The 19,695-nt window shown below is 68.8% G+C and carries 16 protein-coding genes; 8 read left to right on the top strand and 8 right to left on the bottom strand.

What is annotated here, in order from left to right; genetic code table 11:
• Position 1: 1 nt before the first annotated feature.
• Positions 2-1,096 carry a mandelate racemase/muconate lactonizing enzyme family protein gene (locus tag BJ997_RS19065; protein WP_035838699.1) on the top strand — a complete coding sequence of 365 codons (1,095 nt, stop codon included), beginning with the start codon at positions 2-4 and terminating at the stop codon, positions 1,094-1,096.
• Between the two features lie 75 nt (positions 1,097-1,171).
• Here the strand turns inward: BJ997_RS19065 and BJ997_RS19060 are convergent, their stop codons facing one another.
• The 6 genes from BJ997_RS19060 to BJ997_RS19035 are packed head-to-tail and all read right to left on the bottom strand — an operon-like array spanning position 1,172 to position 8,569.
• Entirely contained in the window at positions 1,172-2,245 is a 1,074-nt protein-coding gene (locus tag BJ997_RS19060) for a serine hydrolase domain-containing protein (RefSeq protein WP_035838702.1), read from the bottom strand.
• Positions 2,242-3,177, bottom strand: coding sequence for a S66 peptidase family protein (locus BJ997_RS19055; protein ID WP_052542553.1), 936 nt, complete (start codon positions 3,175-3,177; stop codon positions 2,242-2,244). The genes BJ997_RS19060 and BJ997_RS19055 overlap by 4 nt, the downstream gene beginning before the upstream one ends.
• Positions 3,174-4,781: an ATP-binding cassette domain-containing protein gene (locus tag BJ997_RS19050; protein WP_338080933.1), complete on the bottom strand. Its 1,608-nt coding sequence runs from the start codon at positions 4,779-4,781 to the stop codon at positions 3,174-3,176. Before BJ997_RS19050 ends, BJ997_RS19055 begins: the two co-directional genes overlap by 4 nt.
• Before the next feature lie 29 nt (positions 4,782-4,810).
• Positions 4,811-5,722, bottom strand: a complete 912-nt coding sequence (locus BJ997_RS19045) for an ABC transporter permease (protein ID WP_052542060.1) — start codon at positions 5,720-5,722, stop codon at positions 4,811-4,813.
• Positions 5,719-6,747: an ABC transporter permease gene (locus tag BJ997_RS19040; RefSeq protein ID WP_035835806.1), complete on the bottom strand. Its 1,029-nt coding sequence runs from the start codon at positions 6,745-6,747 to the stop codon at positions 5,719-5,721. The genes BJ997_RS19045 and BJ997_RS19040 overlap by 4 nt, the downstream gene beginning before the upstream one ends.
• A 1-nt stretch (position 6,748) precedes the next feature.
• Positions 6,749-8,569 (bottom strand): ABC transporter substrate-binding protein, encoded by a 1,821-nt coding sequence (locus BJ997_RS19035; RefSeq protein WP_035835858.1) that lies wholly within the window; start codon positions 8,567-8,569, stop codon positions 6,749-6,751.
• 175 nt (positions 8,570-8,744) lie between these two features.
• On the opposite strand from BJ997_RS19035, the gene BJ997_RS19030 reads away from it, so the two are divergent.
• The 3 genes from BJ997_RS19030 to BJ997_RS19020 are packed head-to-tail and all read left to right on the top strand — an operon-like array spanning position 8,745 to position 12,036.
• Positions 8,745-10,055: a M20/M25/M40 family metallo-hydrolase gene (locus BJ997_RS19030; protein ID WP_035835808.1), complete on the top strand. Its 1,311-nt coding sequence runs from the start codon at positions 8,745-8,747 to the stop codon at positions 10,053-10,055.
• Between the two features lie 33 nt (positions 10,056-10,088).
• The gene (locus BJ997_RS19025; protein WP_035835810.1) at positions 10,089-10,973 is read left to right on the top strand and encodes a MurR/RpiR family transcriptional regulator; all 885 of its coding nucleotides are present in this window, start codon (positions 10,089-10,091) and stop codon (positions 10,971-10,973) included.
• A 4-nt stretch (positions 10,974-10,977) separates the two neighbouring features.
• The gene (locus BJ997_RS19020; protein WP_035835812.1) at positions 10,978-12,036 is read left to right on the top strand and encodes a zinc-binding dehydrogenase; all 1,059 of its coding nucleotides are present in this window, start codon (positions 10,978-10,980) and stop codon (positions 12,034-12,036) included.
• Positions 12,037-12,134: 98 nt separating this feature from the next.
• Here BJ997_RS19020 and BJ997_RS19015 read toward each other — a convergent pair whose 3' ends face one another.
• Positions 12,135-13,520 carry a glycine--tRNA ligase gene (locus BJ997_RS19015; RefSeq protein WP_035835814.1) on the bottom strand — a complete coding sequence of 462 codons (1,386 nt, stop codon included), beginning with the start codon at positions 13,518-13,520 and terminating at the stop codon, positions 12,135-12,137.
• A gap of 136 nt (positions 13,521-13,656) precedes the next feature.
• Between BJ997_RS19015 and BJ997_RS19010 the strand changes: the two genes are divergently transcribed.
• From BJ997_RS19010 to BJ997_RS18995, 4 genes are all read left to right on the top strand, one after another.
• Positions 13,657-15,939: a carbon starvation CstA family protein gene (locus BJ997_RS19010; protein ID WP_183323676.1), complete on the top strand. Its 2,283-nt coding sequence runs from the start codon at positions 13,657-13,659 to the stop codon at positions 15,937-15,939.
• Positions 15,939-16,148 carry a YbdD/YjiX family protein gene (locus tag BJ997_RS19005; RefSeq protein ID WP_035835817.1) on the top strand — a complete coding sequence of 70 codons (210 nt, stop codon included), beginning with the start codon at positions 15,939-15,941 and terminating at the stop codon, positions 16,146-16,148. Before BJ997_RS19010 ends, BJ997_RS19005 begins: the two co-directional genes overlap by 1 nt.
• A gap of 82 nt (positions 16,149-16,230) precedes the next feature.
• Entirely contained in the window at positions 16,231-16,968 is a 738-nt protein-coding gene (locus tag BJ997_RS19000) for a sulfite exporter TauE/SafE family protein (protein ID WP_035835818.1), read from the top strand.
• Positions 16,969-17,161: 193 nt separating this feature from the next.
• Positions 17,162-18,160, top strand: coding sequence for an NAD-dependent epimerase/dehydratase family protein (locus BJ997_RS18995; protein WP_035835820.1), 999 nt, complete (start codon positions 17,162-17,164; stop codon positions 18,158-18,160).
• 114 nt (positions 18,161-18,274) lie between these two features.
• Here the strand turns inward: BJ997_RS18995 and xylB are convergent, their stop codons facing one another.
• On the bottom strand, positions 18,275-19,678 hold the full coding sequence (gene xylB, locus BJ997_RS18990; RefSeq protein WP_035835823.1) for a xylulokinase: 1,404 nt from the start codon (positions 19,676-19,678) through the stop codon (positions 18,275-18,277).
• Between the last annotated feature and the right edge of the window lie 17 nt (positions 19,679-19,695).

The following is a 19,695-nucleotide window of genomic DNA, read 5'->3' as shown; positions in this document are numbered from 1 at the left end:
CATGACCCTCATCACGCGGCTCGAGGTGCACAGGGTGCGCGTGCCGCTGCTGCGCCCGTTCACGACCGCCGTGCGCAGCGCCACGGAGCTCGAGACGGTTCTCGTGCAGCTCACGGATTCCGACGGGCGCCACGGCTGGGGTGAGGCTCCGATCAGCAGGGTGACGAAGTCGACGACGGATGACGTGACCGCCGCCATCGACGGCAGCCTGCGTGGCCTCGTGCTCGGCAGAAACCTCGACGACTGGTTCGCGCTGGCGGAGGAGCTCGGCCACAGCCCCGCCCCTGCGACCGCGCGCATGGCGGTGGATTGTGCCCTGCACGACCTCACGGCACAGCAGGCGGGGCTTCCGCTCTATCGCGTGCTCGGGGGCGACGTACCCGCGATCACGACCGACATGACCCTCTCAGTGGGCGACCCCGCCGCCCTCGCGGCCGCGGCCCGCACCCACATTGCCGAGGGGTTCCGGTGCATCAAGATCAAACTCGGCGCAGACGGCGACCAGGTCGCGCGCCTCCGGGCCGTGCGCGATGCGGTCGGCCCCCACGTGGTGCTGCGAGTCGACGCCAACCAGGCATTCTCGCCCGAACGGGCCGTCGACGTGATCCACGCCCTCGAAGACGCCGGGGTCGGCCTCGAGCTCGTGGAGCAGCCGGTGGGCGCCGCCGATTGGGCGGGGCTTGCGTTCGTCACCTCCCGGGTCGAGACGCCCGTAATGGCCGACGAATCGGTGTGGACGCTCGCCGACCTGCGCACGCTCATTCGGCTTGAGGCCGCTTCCATGGTGAACGTCAAGCTCGCCAAGACCGGCGGGCTGCACGAGGCGCGCAAGCTCGTGGCCGAGGCACAGGGCGCGGGGCTCGGCGTTCTGATCGGCTGCATGCTCGAAAGCACCGTGGGCATCGCGGCCGCCGCCAGCCTCGCCGCCGCCTCGAGTCTCGCCGATACCGCACCCGGCAGTAACGGCCTCGATCTCGACGGCGGCCTGTGGCTGCGTGGCACTCCCGTTCGCGGCGGCGCACACTACGACTCGAACTCGATCGTGCTCGCGGACTCCCCAGGCCTCGGTATCGAGGGGCTGGCCGCGCCCCTGTAGCGGCGCGCTGCGGCTACAGCGCGCGCGAGCCGCGGCAAGGGCGCGGGCGTCGCGTCGCTCCGCGAGGTCTCGGGTTCAACCCGCGTCGTAGACCGCGTTCGACACCGCGGCGCGCAGCCCGACCACGTCGGAGTGGGAGCGGCTCGGGTGCACCCGGTTCGTGAGCAGCACGATCGACAACCCACGCTCTCGATCCATCAGCAGCGAGGTGCCGGTGAAGCCGTTGTGCCCGCGGGCCTCGGGCCGGCCCATCCAGGGCTGCTGCCCGATTCTCAGGCCGAGCCCCTGGCCGTACCCGGCGCCTGTCACCCCTGGCGGGAGCAGGCGCGGCAGCTGGTCCGTCCACAGCTCCTGCTCGAGTTCGGCAGCCAGCACGCCCGGCAGGCCCGCGCGCATCCGCTCGCCGAAGGCCAGCAGCGCCTCAGCCGTGCCGAACAGCCCCGCGTTGCCCGCCACGCCGCCGAGGGACCAGGCGCTCTCGTCGTGCACGATGCCGCGCACCATGCCGCGCCCGAGCTCCGGCTGGTACTCGGTCGCCGCACAGTCCCCAACATCGGGGTGGAAACCCAGGCCGCTGCCGGCGCCGAGCACCCTGCCGACCACCAGATCGGCCCACGATTGACCGGTCACCGCCTCGGCGAGCGCCATCACTGTGTTGTAGCCCACGCAGGAATACCCGAAGGCCGTGCCGGGCGCCGACACGAGCCGCGTCCCGAGCAGGTCGGCCACGAGCCCCGGGCGACCTCCGGGCGGGGGTCGTTTCCAGCCGCCCCAGGTGGGCGGCAGCCCTGCCGTGTGGCTGAGCAGGTGCCGCAGGGTGACCGCGCGCTTGTCGTCCGATCGGTACGCGGGCAACCACTCCGCCACCGAAACGTCGAGGGCCAGCAGGCCGTCCCGCACGAGGGTGAGCGCCGTGACAGCGGTGACAACCTTGGTGACGGATGCGAGGTCGTAACGTGTGCCGGAGTGTGCGGGCGTGCGTTCGGCCGGCTCCAACTCCCGGCCGTTGGGCCCGAAACGCACGGCGTCACCGACGACAACGGCCGCGCCGCCCGCACCGTCGCGCCACACCGCGCACGAGGCTGACGGAGTGACACCCGCGGCAACGGCCGCGGTCAGCAGGCCTTCGAGCCGGGCCCGGAGTGTCACGGTCTGTGAAGTTCGAGTCGAGGAACCGGCCCGGCATGCAGCGTGGCCGGCACGCCGAGCGGCACGCTGAGCGCCGCGGAACCGTGACCGAAGCCGAGTTGCCACACGAGCGGAACACCGAGGGGCACGAGCACCTCCTCCACGAGCGCGCGTACCTCTCCGGGTTCGCCGCAGTCCGTCCAGGACCCGAGGGCGATGCCGGAGAGGCCCTCGAACCAGCCCGAACGCAGCAGGGAGTGCAGCAGGCCATCGATCTTGTAGACGGGCTCCCCCACGTCTTCGAGTAGGGCGATGCGCCCCGCATTCCGGCCCATGATGCCAGGCGTCGGCCGGCCGCGGGCGCCGAGCGTCATCGACAAAAGGCTCAGATTACCGCCGGTCAGGCTGCCGGTGGCTGTTCCGGGAACGAGGGTGACGGCCTCGAACGACCCCAACGAGCGACCGGGGAAGGGTTCGAAGAGCGCTTCCCGCACACCGGCGCGGGCCGTTTCGTCATCGAGGAACGCGCCCGTCGCGGCCATCGGCGTGAACCAGGTGGCAAGCCCGAGGTGCTCGGCCCAGTACTCGTGCACCGCCGTCACGTCCGACGACCCGACCAGCGGCTTGGGTCGCGCCGAACGCAACAGGTCGGGGTCCAGCAGGTCGAGCACGCGCACGGCGCCGTAGCCACCGCGCACCACGAAGACCGCCCGCAGGGTGTCGTCGCACCAGGCGTCCTGCAGGTCGCGCGCCCGGTCGGCATCCGCTCCGGCCAGGTACGAGGCCCGCGGGTGTCTGTCGCCGATGTGCCGACCGAGCACGGGCACGAGGCCCCACCCGCTCAAGACAGCCACGGCCTCGGCGAGGTTGTGCGGGCTGGGCGCTCCGGACGTGGCAACGAGGCCCACCCGGTCACCGGGCCGCAGCGGGCCGAGTTCGGGGTGCCCTGTCACGAGACCTGGTCCGCGTCGAGGGTGGGCACCACGCTGAGCAGCCGCCTGGTGTACTCGTGCTGCGGGTTGAGCAGCACATCTTCGACAGGTCCCTCCTCCACGATGCGGCCCTCGAACATCACCACCACCCGATCGGCGATGTTCCACGCCAGGCCAAGGTCGTGGGTGATCACGAGTGCGCCGAGGCCGAGCTCGCTGCGCAGACGCAGCAGCAGGGCGAGGATCTCGGCCCGCACCGACGCGTCGAGGCTTGCCACGGGTTCGTCGGCCACCAGAAACTCGGGGTCGAGGGCGAGGGCGCCGGCAATCACCACGCGCTGCCTCTCGCCCCCGGAGAGCTCCTGCGGAATCGCCGACAGGTAGCGTTCGGGCGGGTTCAGCCCGGCCTTCCGCAGCGCGGCGCACACCAGCTCGCGTTCGTCGCCTGGCAGCCGGTGGATGCGCGCCCCCTCCGCGACGGCCTCGTAGACCGTCTGCTTGGGATTGAGCGCGGCCGTCGGGTCCTGCAGCACGAATTGCACGCAGCGCCGGAACGCGGTGAGCGACGCGCGCTTCCGCTCGAGGCACGCGCCATCGAAGAGAACGTCGCCGCTCGACGCCTGCTGCAGCCCGAGCAGGGTGCGGGCAAGCGTCGTCTTGCCCGAGCCGGACTGCCCCACAAGCGCCACAATCTCGCCGCGCCGACAGCTCAGGCTCACCCGGTCGACCGAGGTGGTGCCGCTCGCGAAGTGCACCGACAGGTCGCGGGCCTCTAGCACCACGTCGCCGGGTGCGCGGCCGGCGGCATCCGTCGCGTCGTAGCCGGGAAGAATGCGGCGCGAGGCCCGGTCGCCCACGAGCGGGAAAGCGGATGCGAGGGCCTGGGTGTGCGGGTGCTGCGGGTTGCGCATCACCTCGGCTGAGGGGCCATCTTCGACGACGCTGCCCTTCTGCATCACGACGATGCGGTCGCACGTGGCGGCGAGCACCGAGAGGTCGTGGCTGATCAGCACGAGCGACAGCCCGCGCTCGCGCACGAGCCGGGTGAGGAGGCCGAGCACCTGGGCCTGCACGATCACATCCAGGGCGGTTGTGGGCTCGTCGGCAATGATCAGGGCGGGGTCGCAGGCCAACGCCATGGCGATCATCACGCGCTGTTTCTGTCCGCCGGAGAGCTCGTGCGGGAAGGCGCTACCCTTGGCCGCCGGCAGGTCCACCTGGGCGAGGAGCTCGGCGACCCGGGCCAGGCGCGTAGGCTCCTTCGTAAAGTCGGGCGTGAGGTCCTTGGCGTGCACGAACAGCGCCTCGGCGATCTGGTCCCGCACGCGGCGCACGGGGTTGAGGGAGTGCATCGCGCCCTGGAACACGATGGCAGCCTCGGTCCAGCGCACGGCGCGCAGGCGTCCCCACGTCATCTCGTTCACCGCCTCGCCGTCGAGCAGCACCTGCCCGCCGAGGGTGGCGTTGCCGGGCAACAGGCGTAGCACCGACATGGCCAGGGTGGACTTTCCGCAGCCAGACTCGCCGGCCATGCCCACGGTCGACCCGGGTTCGACCACGAGGTTGACGCCGTTGACGGCCACTGTCTCGCTCGGGCCGTTCTCGGTCTGCACCGCGTAGCTCACGCGGAAATCCTTGAATTCGAGCCGGGGCATCAGCGACCTCGCAGGGTGGGGTTGATCACGGATTCCATGGCGCGGCCCACCAGGGTGAAGGAGAGAACGACCACGACGATGGCGAGGCCGGGCGGCAGCACGTACCACCAGTACCCTCCCGTGGCCGCTCCGGTGTCGAGCGCGGTCTTGAGCATCGAACCCCAGCTGATGTTGCTCGGGTCACCGAGGCCGAGGAACGACAGAGTCGACTCCGCGATGATCGCCGATCCCACGGTGAGAGTGGTGTTCGCGAGCACGAGCGGCATCACGGCCGGCAGCACGTGCTTGCCGATCACATGGGCGTCCGACGCCCCGAGCGCCCATGCGCGCTCGATGTAGGGCCGTGCCTCGACGGTGAGCGTCTGGGATCGCACCAGCCGGGCGGTGCCGGCCCACGAGGTGATGCCGATCGCGAGAACGATCGTGACCACGCCGGGGCCGATCACGCTCGAGAGGACAATCGCGAGCACGAGGCTCGGCACCACGAGGAAGAAGTCGATCACCCGCATCAGCAGGGCCTGAACGACGCCGGTGAAATGCCCGGCGGCCATACCCATCACGGTGCCGATCACCATCGACACGAGCGTGGCTGAGAAACCCACCAGCAGCGAGACCCTGGCACCCCAGATGAGCAAGGCCAGCACGGAGCGACCGGCGGGGTCGGTTCCGAGCGGGTTGTCGAGGCTCGGCGGGTCGTTCTGCGGCGCGGTGATCTGCGTCACGTCGAGGGTCGACTGCGGCGCGAGCAGCGGCGCGAGCACCGCGAGCAGGATAACGGCGAGGAGCACCACGAGGCCCACGAGGCCGGCGCGGTTCTCGGCGAATTCCTTCCAGACTTCGCGGGCGCGCTGGCGCCGGCGGGCGGCGGCAACGTTCACGGTTCGAGGGATCGTGCGGGTCTGGTCGCTCATGCTGTGCGCAGCCTCGGGTCTAAGACGCGGTACATCACGTCGGCGAAGAAGTTCATGACCACGACGATTGCCGAGAACACCACGAAGGTGCCCTGCAGCAATGGGTAGTCGGGGGCGGAGAGCGCCTGGAAGGTGAGATACCCCAGGCCCGGCCACGAGAACACGGTCTCCACCGTGACGGCGCCGCCCACGAGTCCACCCAGGGTCAGGAAGATGAGTGTGACCGTGGGTAGCAGCGCGTTGGGAACGGCGTGCCCCCGCCGCACGTCGTCCTCGCGCAGGCCCTTGGCCCGCGCTGTCACCAGGTAGGCCGAGGTCATCTCTTCGAGCAGGGAGGCGCGCATCACCATGAGGTACTGCGCGTAGACGACCGCCACGAGGGTGAGCACCGGCAAAACCAAGTGCCGGGCCACGTCCCAGATCAGTGGCAGCCCCGTTTCGGTGGACCCCGCCGTCACCATGCCGCCCGTGGGGAACCAACGCAGGCCGCCGCCGAAGATCAGCAGGAGCAACAGCCCGAGCCAGAAGGTGGGCACAGACCAGAACACCAGCGCGATGCCGGTCTGCGCCTTGTCGAAGGCGCTGCCGCGACGCCAGGCCGCCCGCTGCCCGAGCCAGAGGCCGAGAACGACGGAGAGCAGGGCCGCGGTGCCGGTGAGCAGCAGGGTGGGGCCAATCCGGTCCAGGATCAGCTCCATCACCGGCCGGTTGTAGGTGTAGGACTCGCCGAGCTTGCCCTGGAAGAGATCGGTCAGGTAGCGCCAGAACTGCACGAGCATCGGCTGGTCGAGCCCGTATTGCCGGCGCAGAATATCCATCTGCTCTGCCGTGACCTGGCGGCCGTCGGCGAGTGAGCGCACGGGGTCACCCGGCAGAATGCGGAAGGCGAAGAAGCCGAGCATCACCACCATCACGAGGGAGACGGCGGCGCCGCCCGCCTTCAGCCCGATATAGCGCAGCCACGACGAGCCACGGCGGGGCGCCCGCACCGGTGCCGCCGCCTCGTCGACGAGCAGTTGCGTCATGTCAGGCGCGTTCGTCTGCGGTGGAGCGGCGACGACGGATGAACAGGAACGCCCCCGCCCCGATGATCACCGCGAGTGCGATCGGCACGCCGACCACGAAGGGGTTCCCGCCCGCGTCGCTCTCGGATCCGGTGGACGCGAGACCAACGGGTGTGGCGCTGTAGTAGCCCCACGGCCCGTTCTGGCCGGTGATCACGCCGCCCTGCGCCGGCTGGGTGGTGAACGGCTCGAAGCGGTCTGAGCGATAGGCCTCGAGAGCGTTCGCGTAGTACAGCACCTTGTTGACCGCGGCGTCGTAGATCATCTGCTGCGCATCGTTCACGAGCTCGCTGCGAGTGTCCTGATCGAGCTCGGAGTGCTGCTCGAGGAAGAGAGCATCGAAGTCGGCGGAGCAGAAGTTGTTCTCCGACGTGGCTCCCGTGCCGTCGGCATTCGGCCGCGAACTGCACTGGTTCATGGAGAGCTGGAAGTCAGGGTCTGGTCCCATGCCCCATCCGGTGAAGTAGAGGTCGTAGTTGCCGAGCACCGAGTCGTCGTTGACCTGGGCGGATGCCTTCATGACGGTGCTGACATCGATGCCGATCACCTTGAGCCAGGGCTTCACGTAGTCCGCCATCTGCTGGTGGATCGGGTCGGTGTTGCGGCCCATCAGGCGCAGTTCCAGAGGCGTGCCGTTCTTGTCGACCCGCAGCCCGTCGGCCCCCATCGGGTAGCCGGCCGTATCGAGCAGGGCGTTGGCCGCCTCGGGGTCGTAGGCGAGTGAGAGGTCCGTGTCGTCCATCTGGTACACCGGGTAGGCCGCTGGCACCTCGCCGGTGGCCTCCTCGCCGAGTCCCTGCATGACCTTTTCGAGCAGGGTGGCGCTATCGATCGCCATCGCGATGGCGCGGCGCAGCTCGACGTCGTGCAGGGCCGCGTTGCCGTCGCCCATCGCTGTTCCGTCGGCGGTCTCGGTGCCAGGGTTGATGGCGATCGCCTGGTAGCGGCGGCCGGTTCCGGCGTTCGTCGTGATTCCGGGTTCGTTCTCGAGGGCTTGGAACTGGGCCGGCGTGAGGCCGTTCACCACGTCGAGTTCGCCGGTCTTCAGCGCCTGCACAGCGGCGTCGCTGTTCTTGTAGGGCGCGAAGGTGATGCCGGAGATCTTCGCCTCACCCTGCCAGAAGTTGGGATTCGCCTTCATCGTGACGCCCGCGGTCTTGTCGTAGTTCACGACGGTGAACGGGCCGGAACCCACGGCATCCGTGTCATTCATGAACGCGGCGGGGTCGTCGACCTGGGACCACACGTGTTCGGGCATGATCGGCAGCTGGGTGCCGGGGTTCGGCGCCTGCGGCTCGGCGAGGGTCATCACGAGGGTCTCGTCGTCGGTGGCCTCGACCTTCTCAACGCTCGTGAGCAGCGCCCCGTTCGCCTGCTTGAGTTCATCGTTGTTCTGGATGGCCTGGAACGTCCACTCCGCGTCCTGCGCGGTGATCGGCTCGCCGTCGGACCATTCGCGATCGGCCGGCAGGTGGAAGGTCCAGACGGTTCCGTCGTCGCTGGTCTTCCAGGACTCGGCCATGCCCGGGACCTCCGCGTTGTTCTCCGAGCCGTACGCCACGAGGTTTTGGTACTGCAGGGCCAGGATGCTCGTGCTCGAGGCGAGGATCGCCTTGAAGGGGTTGAGGGAGTCGATGTCGGCCGTGAGCGCGAGTTTGAGCGTGGTGCCGGCCGGCGCTTCGGCAGGTGTCGTCGCGGCGATCGCCGGGGAGGCCAGGGCGCCGGGGGCGAGCACCACGATGCCGGCGAGGAGCCCGGCCGCGACCTTTCGCTGCGCAGTCAAACGTGGACGGGGAGCAGAGCGGCGCAGCGACATCGATTTCCATTCTTGCTTTGTGGTTCGAGTGGTCCAGCAAATTGTAAATAACCTACAGATCTATGACGTATTCCGCAAATAATCTACAGAATTGCGGTCGTTTGGGCTAGCGTCGGGGGAACGAGAAAGAGTGTGCCGAAAGATGATCGATGTCGCCGAACTGTGTGCCCAGTTGATTCGTTTCGACACGACAAACCACGGCGAGGGGCACAGCACAGGCGAGCGCCCGCTCGCCGAATTCATCAGCCGGCTCCTCACCGAAGCCGGTTATTCGCCCGTCATTCTTGGGCCAGAGCCGGAGCGGGCATCCGTTGTCGTGCGCGTCGAAGGCCACGACCGCTCCCTGCCGGGCTTCCTCGTGCACGCGCACCTCGACGTGGTGCCGGCCGAACCCGAGCAGTGGAGCTTCGATCCCTTCTCCGGCCTAGTGGCCGACGGCTACATCCACGGGCGCGGCGCCTGTGACATGAAAGACATGGTGGCCATGACACTCGCTACCCTGCTGGCCTGGGCGGAAGCCGGAATTCGGCCGCGCCGGGACATCGTGGTGGCGTTCGTCGCCGACGAGGAGGACACCGGCGAGCGCGGCGCCCTCTGGCTCGTGGCCGAACACCCCGAGCTGTTCGCGGGCGTCGAGGCCGCGATCGGGGAATCCGGTGGGAGCCCGATCCTGCTTGACAGTGTCGCCGGCGACACCGTGCGCGTCTACCCGATCGCCACCGCGGAGCGCGGCACCCTGCACATCCGCGTGCGCGCGGAGGGCACGTCCGGCCACGGCTCACGTCCGGTGCCCGAAAACGCGGTGATGAACCTCATCCCGGCGCTGCAGCGGGTGGGCGAGCACCGCTGGCCGCTCGTCCTGACGCCCACAGTGCGCGCCTACCTCGAGCAGACCACGGCGGCGCTCGGCCACTCCGTCGACCTCTGCACCGAGGCCGGGGTCGACGCCGCGATCGACGCGATGGGAGAGGCCGGCACTGTGGCGAGAGCCACCATCCGCTGCTCGGCCACTCCCACCGTGCTGCGCGCCGGGTACAAGGTGAACGTGATTCCCGGTGTCGCGGAGGCGGACATCGACATCCGCTGCCTGCCCGGCACCGAAGACGACACCATGGCCACGATCGACCGGCTGCTCGGCGAGAAGGTCGAGCGCACGTTTCTCTCGCACCAGTCGCCGGTCGAATCGCCCATGGACTCGACGTGGTTCGCGGCGATGGAGGCCGCCCTGGTGCGGCAGGACCCACAGGCCGTGGTCGTGCCGATGTGCATGGGCGGCGGAACGGATGCGAAGGCGTTCGCCCGGCTGGGCATACACTGTTACGGCTTCTCGCCAATGGGCCTCGACCCGGATGGCAGAATACATCAGGGCGTTCACGGTGTGGACGAGCGCGTTCCGGTGGAAAGCGTGCGTCGAGGCCAGCTCATCCTGCAGGATTTTCTGACAAGTCTCTAGCCCAGCCCACCGAACACGCCCAGGAGGCAGCGATTGAGCATCCAATCCACGATCCACTCGATGCTGCCGTCGATGTCGCCGTCGATCCGGCGGGTGGCCGACGCCATCCTCGCCGACCCCGCCGTTGTGCTTCGCCAGACCATCTCTGAGCTCGCCGTCACCTGCTCGACCTCCGAACCCTCAGTGGTGCGGTTCTGCCGCACGGTGGGTCTCACCGGCTACGTGCAGCTCCGCCTCGAGCTCGCCACCGAAATCGGCCGGGAGGCCGCCAACGCCCCCGGGGCGCGGCGCTTCGGGGAAGACTTCGGCCGAGGCGACTCCCTCGCCGACGCCGTCGCCAAGGTGCGGTTCACCGAGACGATGGGAATCGAGGAGACCCTCGACAGCCTCGATATGACGGTGCTCGATGAGGTGGCCCGAACACTCGATGAGGCCTCCCGCATCCTGATCTACGGGGTCGGTGCCGGGGCCATCGTCGCCGATGACCTGCGCTACAAGCTGTTCCGCATTAGGCGCATGGCGTACTCGTTCGACAGCGCGCACGAGGCCCTGATCGGCGCGTCGCTGATGGGCCAAGCGGATGTGGCCATCGCGTTTTCGCATAGCGGCCGCACCACCGAGACCCTTGAGTTTCTCAGCAAGGCGCGGGAGGCCGGCGGCACCACCATCGCCGTGACCAACGCCCGCTCGTCTCCCCTCACGGTTCAGGCCGACCACAGTCTGTTCACGGTTGTGCGCGAAACCGCGTTCCGCTCGGGAGCGATGGCCTCGCGCATCGCCCAGCTCGCCCTCGTGGACTGCATGTTCGTGGCAGTGGCGCAGCGCAGCTACGAGACCACGATCGAGGCACTCGAGACCACGCGCCAGGCCGTTCGCGGCAAGAAAACACCCCGCAAACAGCCGGATCAGGCAGACTGACTGTATGAAAGCGGTCTACTTCGAAGAGTTCGGCGAACGTCCCGTGGTGCGCGATGTGCCGGAACCCGTGCTCAGCGCCTCCGGCGTGATCGTGCGCGTGGAGGCCACCGGCCTGTGCCGCAGCGACTGGCACGGCTGGCTCGGCCACGACGCCGACATCGCCCTGCCGCACGTGCCCGGGCACGAGCTCGTGGGCGTCATCGACGCGATCGGCCCGCTCGTGCGCCGGTTCCGGGTGGGCCAGCGCGTCACGGTGCCGTTCGTGTGCGCCTGCGGCGAATGCCCTGAGTGTGACAGTGGCAACGGTCAGGTGTGCCGCAACCAGACCCAGCCCGGCTTCACTCACTGGGGTTCCTACGCCGAGCGCGTGGCGCTGCACCACGCCGATTTCAACCTCGTAGCGGTGCCAGACGACCTCGATTCCGGCGCGGCGGCCCTGCTCGGTTGCCGCTTCGCCACCTCGTATCGCGGCGTGGTGAAACAGGCTCGTCTGCAGGCCGATGAAACCCTCGTCGTGGTGGGCTGCGGCGGTGTCGGCCTGTCCGCCGTGATGATTGGGCGTGCCCTCGGCGCAACCGTCATCGCCGTCGACATCAGCGAGTCCGCCCTCGAGGCGGCTTCCCGGGTGGGCGCAACGCATACAGTCAACTCAGCCGGGCTCGATGACGCCGAGGTGATCGAGCGCATCCGCTCCCTCACCACCGATGGCTCGGGGGCGCAGGTCGCCGTCGAAGCCCTCGGCCGCGGCAACACTGTGGCCATCGCCATCCGCTCACTGGCCATTCGCGGTCGTCACGTGCAGATTGGTCTGCTCGACGAAGATCCGCGCCTGCCGCTCGGCCTCGTGATCGCGCAGGAACTCACCATTCTCGGCAGCCACGGCATGGCGGCGGCCGAATACCCTGACCTGCTCGAGCTCGTGGTCTCCGGCCGCTTGCGCCCGCAGGACCTGATCACGGCCCGCATCCCGCTCGCCGAGGCGCCAGCAGCCCTCGCCGCGATGTCGGCTCCCAATCAGCATGCCGGTGTCACCCTGATCGAGTTCACCTCCCCCGGGGCATAACTCCTGCAATTCGTGGCCGCTTCCGGCGTCCGCCGCGGAACCATGCGGATGCTCGGCCGGCTCAACCCAAATTGCAGGAGTTATGCACTCACAGGGAGCTACGCGCCGCGCAGGCGCACCGCGAGGTACGCGTCGAGCTCGGCGAGCGGCACGCGCTCCTGCAGCATCGTGTCTCGGTCGCGCACCGTGACGGCCTGGTCGTCGAGCGAGTCGAAGTCCACCGTGATGCAGTACGGGGTTCCGATCTCGTCCTGGCGACGGTAACGACGGCCGATCGCGCCGGCGTCGTCGAAGTCCACGTTCCACGACTCACGCAGGCGGGCCGCGAGCTCGCGGGCCATCGGCGAGAGCTTCTCGTTGCGCGACAGCGGCAGAATGGCGGCCTTCACCGGCGCGAGGCGCGGATCGAGCTTGAGCACCGTGCGCTTGTCCACGCCGCCCTTCGCGTTGGGCACTTCTTCCTCGTGGTACGCGTCAACCAGAAAGGCCATCAGGGAACGTGTCAGGCCGGCGGCCGGCTCGATCACGTAGGGCGTCCAGCGCTCGTTCTTGGTCTGGTCGAAGTATGACAGGTCCTTACCGGATGCCTTGGCATGCGTGGTGAGGTCGAAGTCGCCGCGGTTCGCCACGCCCTCGAGCTCGCCGAACTCGCTGCCCACGAAGCCGAAGCGGTACTCGATGTCGACGGTGCGCTTGGAGTAGTGGGACAGCTTCTCTGCGGGGTGTTCGAACAGGCGCAGGTTCTCGATGCGGATGCCGAGGCCGGTGTACCAGGCCATGCGGGTGTCGATCCAGTACTGGTGCCAGGTCTCGTCGGTGCCGGGCTCGACGAAGAATTCCATCTCCATCTGCTCGAACTCGCGGGTGCGGAAGATGAAGTTTCCGGGTGTGATCTCGTTGCGGAAGCTCTTGCCGATCTGGCCGATGCCGAACGGGGGCTTCGAGCGCGAGGCCTGCAGCACGTTGGCGAAGTTCACGAAGATGCCCTGCGCCGTCTCCGGGCGCAGGTAGTGCATGCCGGCCTCGTCATCGACCGGGCCGAGGTAGGTCTTCAGCAGGCCGGAGAAGGCGCGCGGCTCTGTCCAGATGTGGCGGTTGCCGCAGTTGGGGCAGGGGATGTCGTCGAGGCCGTTCTCGGGCGGGCGGCCCTTCTTCTCCTCGTACTGCTCTTCGAGGTGGTCGGCGCGAAAACGCTTGTGGCAGCTCGTGCACTCGATCAGCGGGTCGCTGAAGACCTCGACGTGACCGGATGCCTCCCAGACCTGGCGAGGCAGGATCACGCTGGAATCGAGGCCAACCACGTCGTCGCGGCTCGTGACCATCGAACGCCACCACTGCTTCTTGATGTTCTCTTTGAGCTCCACGCCGAGGGGTCCGTAGTCCCACGCCGAGCGGGATCCACCGTAGATTTCACCGGCTTGGAAGACGAACCCGCGGTGGCGGGCGAGGGCAATGACGGCGTCGAGATGAGTGGGGGCGGCCACGGTGGCTCCAATGGTCGAAGGTGGGGATGTGGGCATGCCGAAGGCAATCCCTCTATTTTAGGCGCTCGGAGGGGGACTGCCTGTTACCGTTACAGAAGGAACACGGCTGCGCTCGGTGGCTGCTCGAGGGAGAGATATGGGCGCCCTGCCCCGCACGTCAGAGGATTCAGCCGAAAAAGCCGACAAGCTGGAACTTGTGCCGGGGGACCTGCCGGTCGCTCTCGACACCGAGGTCCACGACGCGGAGGACCGAGGCTGGACCCCGCTCAAGATCGCCATCTGGGCCGCCATCTCGCTGCTCGGCGGGGTGAGCTGGACCATGCTCGCCATCGTGCGCGGCGAGACGGTGAACGCGATCTGGTTCGTCTTCGCGGCAATCTGCACCTATCTCATCGGCTACCGCTTCTACTCGAAGTTCATCGAGAAACACCTGCTCAAACCCGATGACCGCCGCGCCACCCCCGCCGAGTACAAGGCAGACGGCAAGGACTTCGCTGTCACCGACCGCCGCGTGCTCTTCGGCCACCACTTCGCCGCCATCGCCGGCGCCGGCCCGCTCGTGGGCCCCGTCCTCGCCGCCCAGATGGGGTACCTCCCCGGAACCATCTGGATCATCGTCGGCGTGATCGCCGCCGGTGCCGTGCAGGATTACCTCATCCTCTATTTCTCCATGCGCCGCGGCGGGCGCTCGCTCGGCCAGATGGCCCGCGACGAACTCGGCCTCATCGGCGGCACCGCCGCCCTGATCGCCACCCTCGTGATCATGGTCATCATCGTGGCTATCCTCGCCCTTGTGGTGACCAACGCCCTCGCCGAGAGCCCGTGGGGCGTCTTCTCGGTGGGCATGACCATCCCGATCGCCCTGTTCATGGGCTGTTACCTGCGGTTCTTCCGTCCCGGCAAGATCACCGAGATCTCCATCATCGGCTTCGTGCTGCTCATCGCCGCGATCGTCGGCGGCGGCGCGGTCGCCGGCACCGAGTGGGGTGCCGCGTTCTTCACCCTCGACAAGGTCACCATCGCCTGGGGCATCATCATCTACGGTTTCATCGCCGCGATCCTGCCCGTGTGGCTGCTGCTCGCCCCGCGCGACTACCTTTCCACGTTCATGAAGATCGGCACGATCGGCATGCTCGCCGTGGCGATCGTCATCATCCGCCCCGAGATTGCGGCACCAGCCGTGAGCGAGTTCGCCGCCAACGGCGGACCCGTCGTGAGCGGAAGCCTGTTCCCGTTCCTGTTCGTCACCATCGCCTGCGGCGCCCTGTCGGGTTTCCACGCGCTGATCGCCTCGGGTACCACGCCGAAGCTCATTGAGAAGGAGCGCCAGAGCCGCTTCATCGGCTACGGCGGCATGCTGATGGAGTCCTTTGTGGCCATCATGGCGCTCGTCGCCGCTCTGTCGATCGACCGCGGCATCTATTTCGCAATGAACTCCTCGGCCGCCCTCACGGGTGGAACCGTTCAGGGTGCCGTCACCTTCGTGAACAGCCTCGGCCTCACCGGCGTCAACCTCACGGCCGAGATGCTCACCCAGACCGCCAAGGACGTGGGAGAGGCAAGCATCGTCTCCCGCACCGGTGGCGCCCCCACCCTCGCTGTGGGTCTCGCCCACATCATGCAGCAGCTCATCGGCGGACCCGCCATGATGAGCTTCTGGTACCACTTCGCCATCATGTTCGAGGCGCTCTTCATCCTTACGGCAGTGGATGCCGGCACCCGCGTGGCCCGCTTCATGCTGCAGGACACGCTTGGCAACTTCTTCCCGAAGTTCAAGCACACCAGCTGGCGCCCGGGGGCCTGGGTGGCCACAGCCATCATGGTCGCGGCATGGGGGGCGGTGCTCTTGATGGGAGTCACCGATCCTCTGGGCGGAATCAACACCCTGTTCCCGCTATTCGGCATCGCCAATCAGCTGCTCGCCGCGATCGCCTTGGCGGTGTGTATGGCCATCGTGGCCAAGCGCGGTCTGTTCAGATACCTGTGGGTTGTCGCCGTTCCGCTCGGTTTCGCCGCCGTGGTCACCATCTACGCCTCGTTCCTGAAGATCTTCTCGACCGTCCCGGCTGTGGGGTACTTCGCGAATCACAAGGCGTTCGCGGATGCGCTGGCTGCCGGGGAGACGAGCTTCGGCACCGCTCCATCCGTTCTGGCCATGGAGGCCGTGGTGCGCAACACGATGATTCAGGGTTGCCTGTCGATCCTATTCGTGGTGCTTGCCATCATCGTGATCTTCACCGCCATCCAGGCCACGGTGAAGGCATACCGCACAGGGTCGAACGCGAGCAGCGAAGACCCGCCCGTGCAGTCCCTGATCTACGGCCCGGCCGGCTTCGTTCCGACCAAGGCCGAGAAGGAGCTGGACGCACGCTGGAACGCTCTGCCGGCCGATAAGAAGCCCGCGAAGACGGGCCACTGATGACCGTGCTCGAGGGCGTGCGCAAGGGGGTGCGAGCCGCGGCCTGGTACCTCCGGGCGCTGCTCGGGGAAGACGCCTACGACAAGTACGCCGCGCATCACGCGTCGATTCACGCCCTGCCGGGCGCCGAGCCGGTCATGACCGAGCGCGAGTTCTGGCGCGACCAGACCGATCGCCAGGACAAGAACCCGCAGGGCCGCTGCTGCTGACCGCGCACCGCTGATAACGGATGCCGACCGCCCGCTGGGTTGTCGGCATCCGTTGTTTCGGCTCGTGAAAGAGTTGAACCCTATGTGGATAACGATTTTGGTGCTCGTGGCGGTGTTCGTGGGCTCCAGCATGCAGCGGATCACGGGCATGGGCTTCGCCCTCGTGGCCGCGCCTTTCCTGGTGCTGCTACTCGGACCCGTTGACGGGATCATCCTCGTGAACGCCTGCGGCGTGCTGACCGCCGGGCTGATCCTGCCGCGCGTCTTTCGGCACGTGGACTGGCGACGCTGCGCCGTGCTCTCGGGCTTCGCGCTGCTCGGCATCGTGCCCGGCGCCGTGGTCGTGCAGCACGTGCCAGGCGCATGGCTGCAGGTCTCCATCGGCCTGCTGCTCATTGCGGCGCTCACGGTGTCGGTGAGCCTGCGCCGGGCCACGCTTCGCGACAGCCCGGGCGTGCGGGCGGCGGCCGGCGCAGCGAGCGGGTTCATGAACGCGACGGCCGGCGTGGGCGGCCCGGCCGTGAGCATCTACGCGATGGCCACGCACTGGTCCCAGCGCGGATTCGCGGCCACCATGCAGCCCTACTTCCTCACCATCGGCGTGGCCTCACTCGTGGCGAAGCTCGTTTTCGGCGGCGCAGAGCCCCCACAGCTGGGCATCCTCACCTGGCTGCTGATCGCGGCCGCGTGCGTGGCCGGGCTACTACTCGGCGAGTTCCTCGCCCGGGTGATCGAGCCGCACGTCGCCAGGCGGATGCTCGTGGTCATCGCCTACGTCGGAGCTGCCGGAACCATCGTCCGCGGCTTCACCCAGCTTTGACCCGGGCCCGGGCCCCGACCACATCCGGCACGTCGCGCGCCCAAAACCGGCTCGTGCCCCCGGTATACGGCCCGCCCGAGCCGTTTCCGGGCGCGCGAACGGCCAAGTCCCGTCACCGGCCAGCGCGCCCCCGAACGGGGGTGAGCGCGCGCGCCGCGATGGGGGAACGAAGGGGGTCGCCTACGGTGGTGGCATGGGCAAGAATGCGCTTGTCATCGGGGGATCCGGTCAGCTGGGGGTGGCGGCCGCGAACAGACTCGCGCGCGCGGGCTGGGATGTGACCGTGGCGCACCGCGGTCAGCCGCCGGCCGGCCCGACGAGCGCGACGACCGCGACGCGAAGTATCCGCTTGGATCACGCCGACACCGGGGCGCTGCTCGCGGCCGCCCGCGGGCAAGATCTCGTGCTCGACACGGCGGCCTTCGACGCCGACAATGCCACGCAGCTCGCGGGCCTCGCCGGCGACGTGGGATCCCTCGTGGTCATCAGCACCGGAATGCTCTACGAACTCGCGCCGGACGCGGCGCCGCTTGCCGAGGATGCCCCGGTGATCGCCGGGGCGGGCATGAGCTACCCGGCTGCCAAGGCGCGCCTGGAGCGGGCGCTGTTTCGGGTGCACGACCTGCCCGTGAGCATCCTGCGCCCTGGCGCGATCCACGGCCCGCACACGACGGAGTTACGCGAATGGTTCTTCATCAAGCGCGTGTTCGACGGGCGCAGCACCGCCCTGCTCGCCGAGGACGGCGGCCGCCCCCTCAGCACCTCGGCAGCGGCCAACGTGGCGCAGCTGATCCTGCTGTGCGCTGAACAGCCCGGGCGACGGGTGCTCAACGCGGTCGACGACGGCGCTCACTCCCCCGCCGAGATCGGGCGGGCCATTTTCGAGCTGATGCGCCACGACGCCGAGGTGCGCACGTTCGCGGGCCCACCCGTGAACGGCGTGGGCGCGACCCCCTGGGATCACTGGCAGTCCGGGGTGCTGAGCATGAGCGCCGCCAGGGAACAGCTCGGCTACCGGCCTGCCGTGAGCTACCTCGACAGCCTGACCGCAGACATCCGCTGGGCAACGGATGCTGTGACCGCGGCCCAGGAGCGCGGCGAGACCTGGCGGCAGGTCTTCACGCACACGGCGGCGCGGCGCGGCGAGCGCGACTGGTTTCGCTACGCCGCGGAAGACGCCTGCGCGGCCTGACGCGCAGGTCGGGGACACGGGCGCAGGCGGGGAACGTTGCGCCGGCTGCGGAGGCCAGCGCAGAGCGCTCCCTGCGCCAACCGCCACAGGCTGCGCTGAAGGGGGACGGGCCGGTCACACACCATAGAGCGCCAGGCGCTGCGCCGCGTAGTTCGACCGCACCGCCTGTGCCCACGAGCGGTCCGCGGCCGGCTCGAATTCCCGTGCGGTGATGCCGCGCGGCCAGTCAGGAAAGTCAGTGCCGCCGTCGAGCGCCCACGCCGCCTGGCGGGCCGCACCGAGGGCCACGTATTCGCCGGGCGCCGGCAGCACGACAGGTACGCCGAAGACATCCGCCGCGATCTTCTGAATGGCGGGCGACTGCGAGGCGCCGCCGATCAGGATCACCTGGCGAACCGCGACCCCCTGGCCACGCAAGGAATCGAGGGCGTCAGCGAGGCTGCACACCACACCGAGAACGGATGCCTGCGCCAGGTGCGCCGGCGTCATATTGGCTCGGCGCATGCCTGTCAACGATCCCGTGGCATCGGGCAGGTTGGGGGTGCGCTCCCCGTCGAGGTAGGGCAGCATGAGCAGCCCGTCGGCGTCGATCGGGGATTGCCCGGCGAGCGCACCGAAACGCTCGATGTCGACGCCGAGCATCTGCGCGGTAGCCACGAGCGTGCGCGCGCCGTTGATCGTGGCAAGCAGGGGTAACTGGCCGCCGGCGGCATCCGCGAAACCGGCCACGGAACCAGAGGCATCCGCGATGCGCGCCTGCGTACTCGCAAAGACGGTGCCGCTGGTGCCTATCGACACCACCACGTCGCCCTCCCCGATGCCGAGGCCCAGCGCAGCCGAGGCGTTGTCGCCCGCGCCGGCCGACACTATCACTCCGCTCGTGGTGACGCCCGCGCGCTCGGCCGGGCCGAGCACCCGCGGCAGCCGTGCCGAGCGGCCGAGCGCGGCCTCGAGCAGGTCTGGCCGGTACTCGTTGGAGTGCACGGAGAAGTAGCCGGTTCCCGAGGCGTCACTGCGGTCGGTCGTGGCCTCGGCGGGGCGGCCCAGCAGGTTCCAGGTCAGCCAGTCATGCGGCAGCAGCACCTGCTCCACCCGCGCGGCGAGCTCCGGCCGGTTCTGCGCCAGCCAGGCGAGCTTGGTGATGGTGAACGACGCCACCGGCACCACGCCGACCTCCTCGGCCCACGTGGCGGCGCCGTACTGGTCGGTGAGCGCCGCCGCCTGCGGGGCGCTGCGCACATCATTCCAGAGCAGGGCCTCATGCACCGGCTGGCCGGCCTCGTCGAGGGCCACCATGCCGTGCTGCTGGGCGCTCACGCCGAGCGCTGCAACGCCGTCGAGTTCGTCGCCGCCGGCCGCAACAAACGCGTCCCACCACCGCTCCGGGTCGATGCTCGTGCCATCCGGATGCGGCGCGCTGCGCAGGTGCAGCAGCTCGCCGCTGTTGGCGTCCACGGTGACAATCTTGCAGCTTTGGGTCGACGAGTCGACTCCGGCCACTACTCGGCGTGCGCGCATGCTGGTATCTCCCTCGA

It is taken from the genome of Cryobacterium roopkundense (assembly GCF_014200405.1).
GTDB classification, from domain to species: domain Bacteria; phylum Actinomycetota; class Actinomycetes; order Actinomycetales; family Microbacteriaceae; genus Cryobacterium; species Cryobacterium roopkundense.
The sequence above is the reverse complement of the archived record's forward strand: the minus strand, read 5'-3'. Positions and strand labels throughout refer to the sequence as shown.

Coding starts and splice junctions, on each gene's coding strand:
- BJ997_RS19065 (WP_035838699.1), top strand. CDS start 2: ATGACCCTCATCACGCGGCTCGAGGTGCACAGGGTGCGCGTGCCGCTG.
- BJ997_RS19045 (WP_052542060.1), bottom strand. CDS start 5,722: ATGAGCGACCAGACCCGCACGATCCCTCGAACCGTGAACGTTGCCGCC.
- BJ997_RS19040 (WP_035835806.1), bottom strand. CDS start 6,747: ATGACGCAACTGCTCGTCGACGAGGCGGCGGCACCGGTGCGGGCGCCC.
- BJ997_RS19030 (WP_035835808.1), top strand. CDS start 8,745: ATGATCGATGTCGCCGAACTGTGTGCCCAGTTGATTCGTTTCGACACG.
- BJ997_RS19020 (WP_035835812.1), top strand. CDS start 10,978: ATGAAAGCGGTCTACTTCGAAGAGTTCGGCGAACGTCCCGTGGTGCGC.
- BJ997_RS19010 (WP_183323676.1), top strand. CDS start 13,657: ATGGGCGCCCTGCCCCGCACGTCAGAGGATTCAGCCGAAAAAGCCGAC.
- BJ997_RS19005 (WP_035835817.1), top strand. CDS start 15,939: ATGACCGTGCTCGAGGGCGTGCGCAAGGGGGTGCGAGCCGCGGCCTGG.
- BJ997_RS19000 (WP_035835818.1), top strand. CDS start 16,231: ATGTGGATAACGATTTTGGTGCTCGTGGCGGTGTTCGTGGGCTCCAGC.
- BJ997_RS18995 (WP_035835820.1), top strand. CDS start 17,162: ATGGGCAAGAATGCGCTTGTCATCGGGGGATCCGGTCAGCTGGGGGTG.
- xylB (WP_035835823.1), bottom strand. CDS start 19,678: ATGCGCGCACGCCGAGTAGTGGCCGGAGTCGACTCGTCGACCCAAAGC.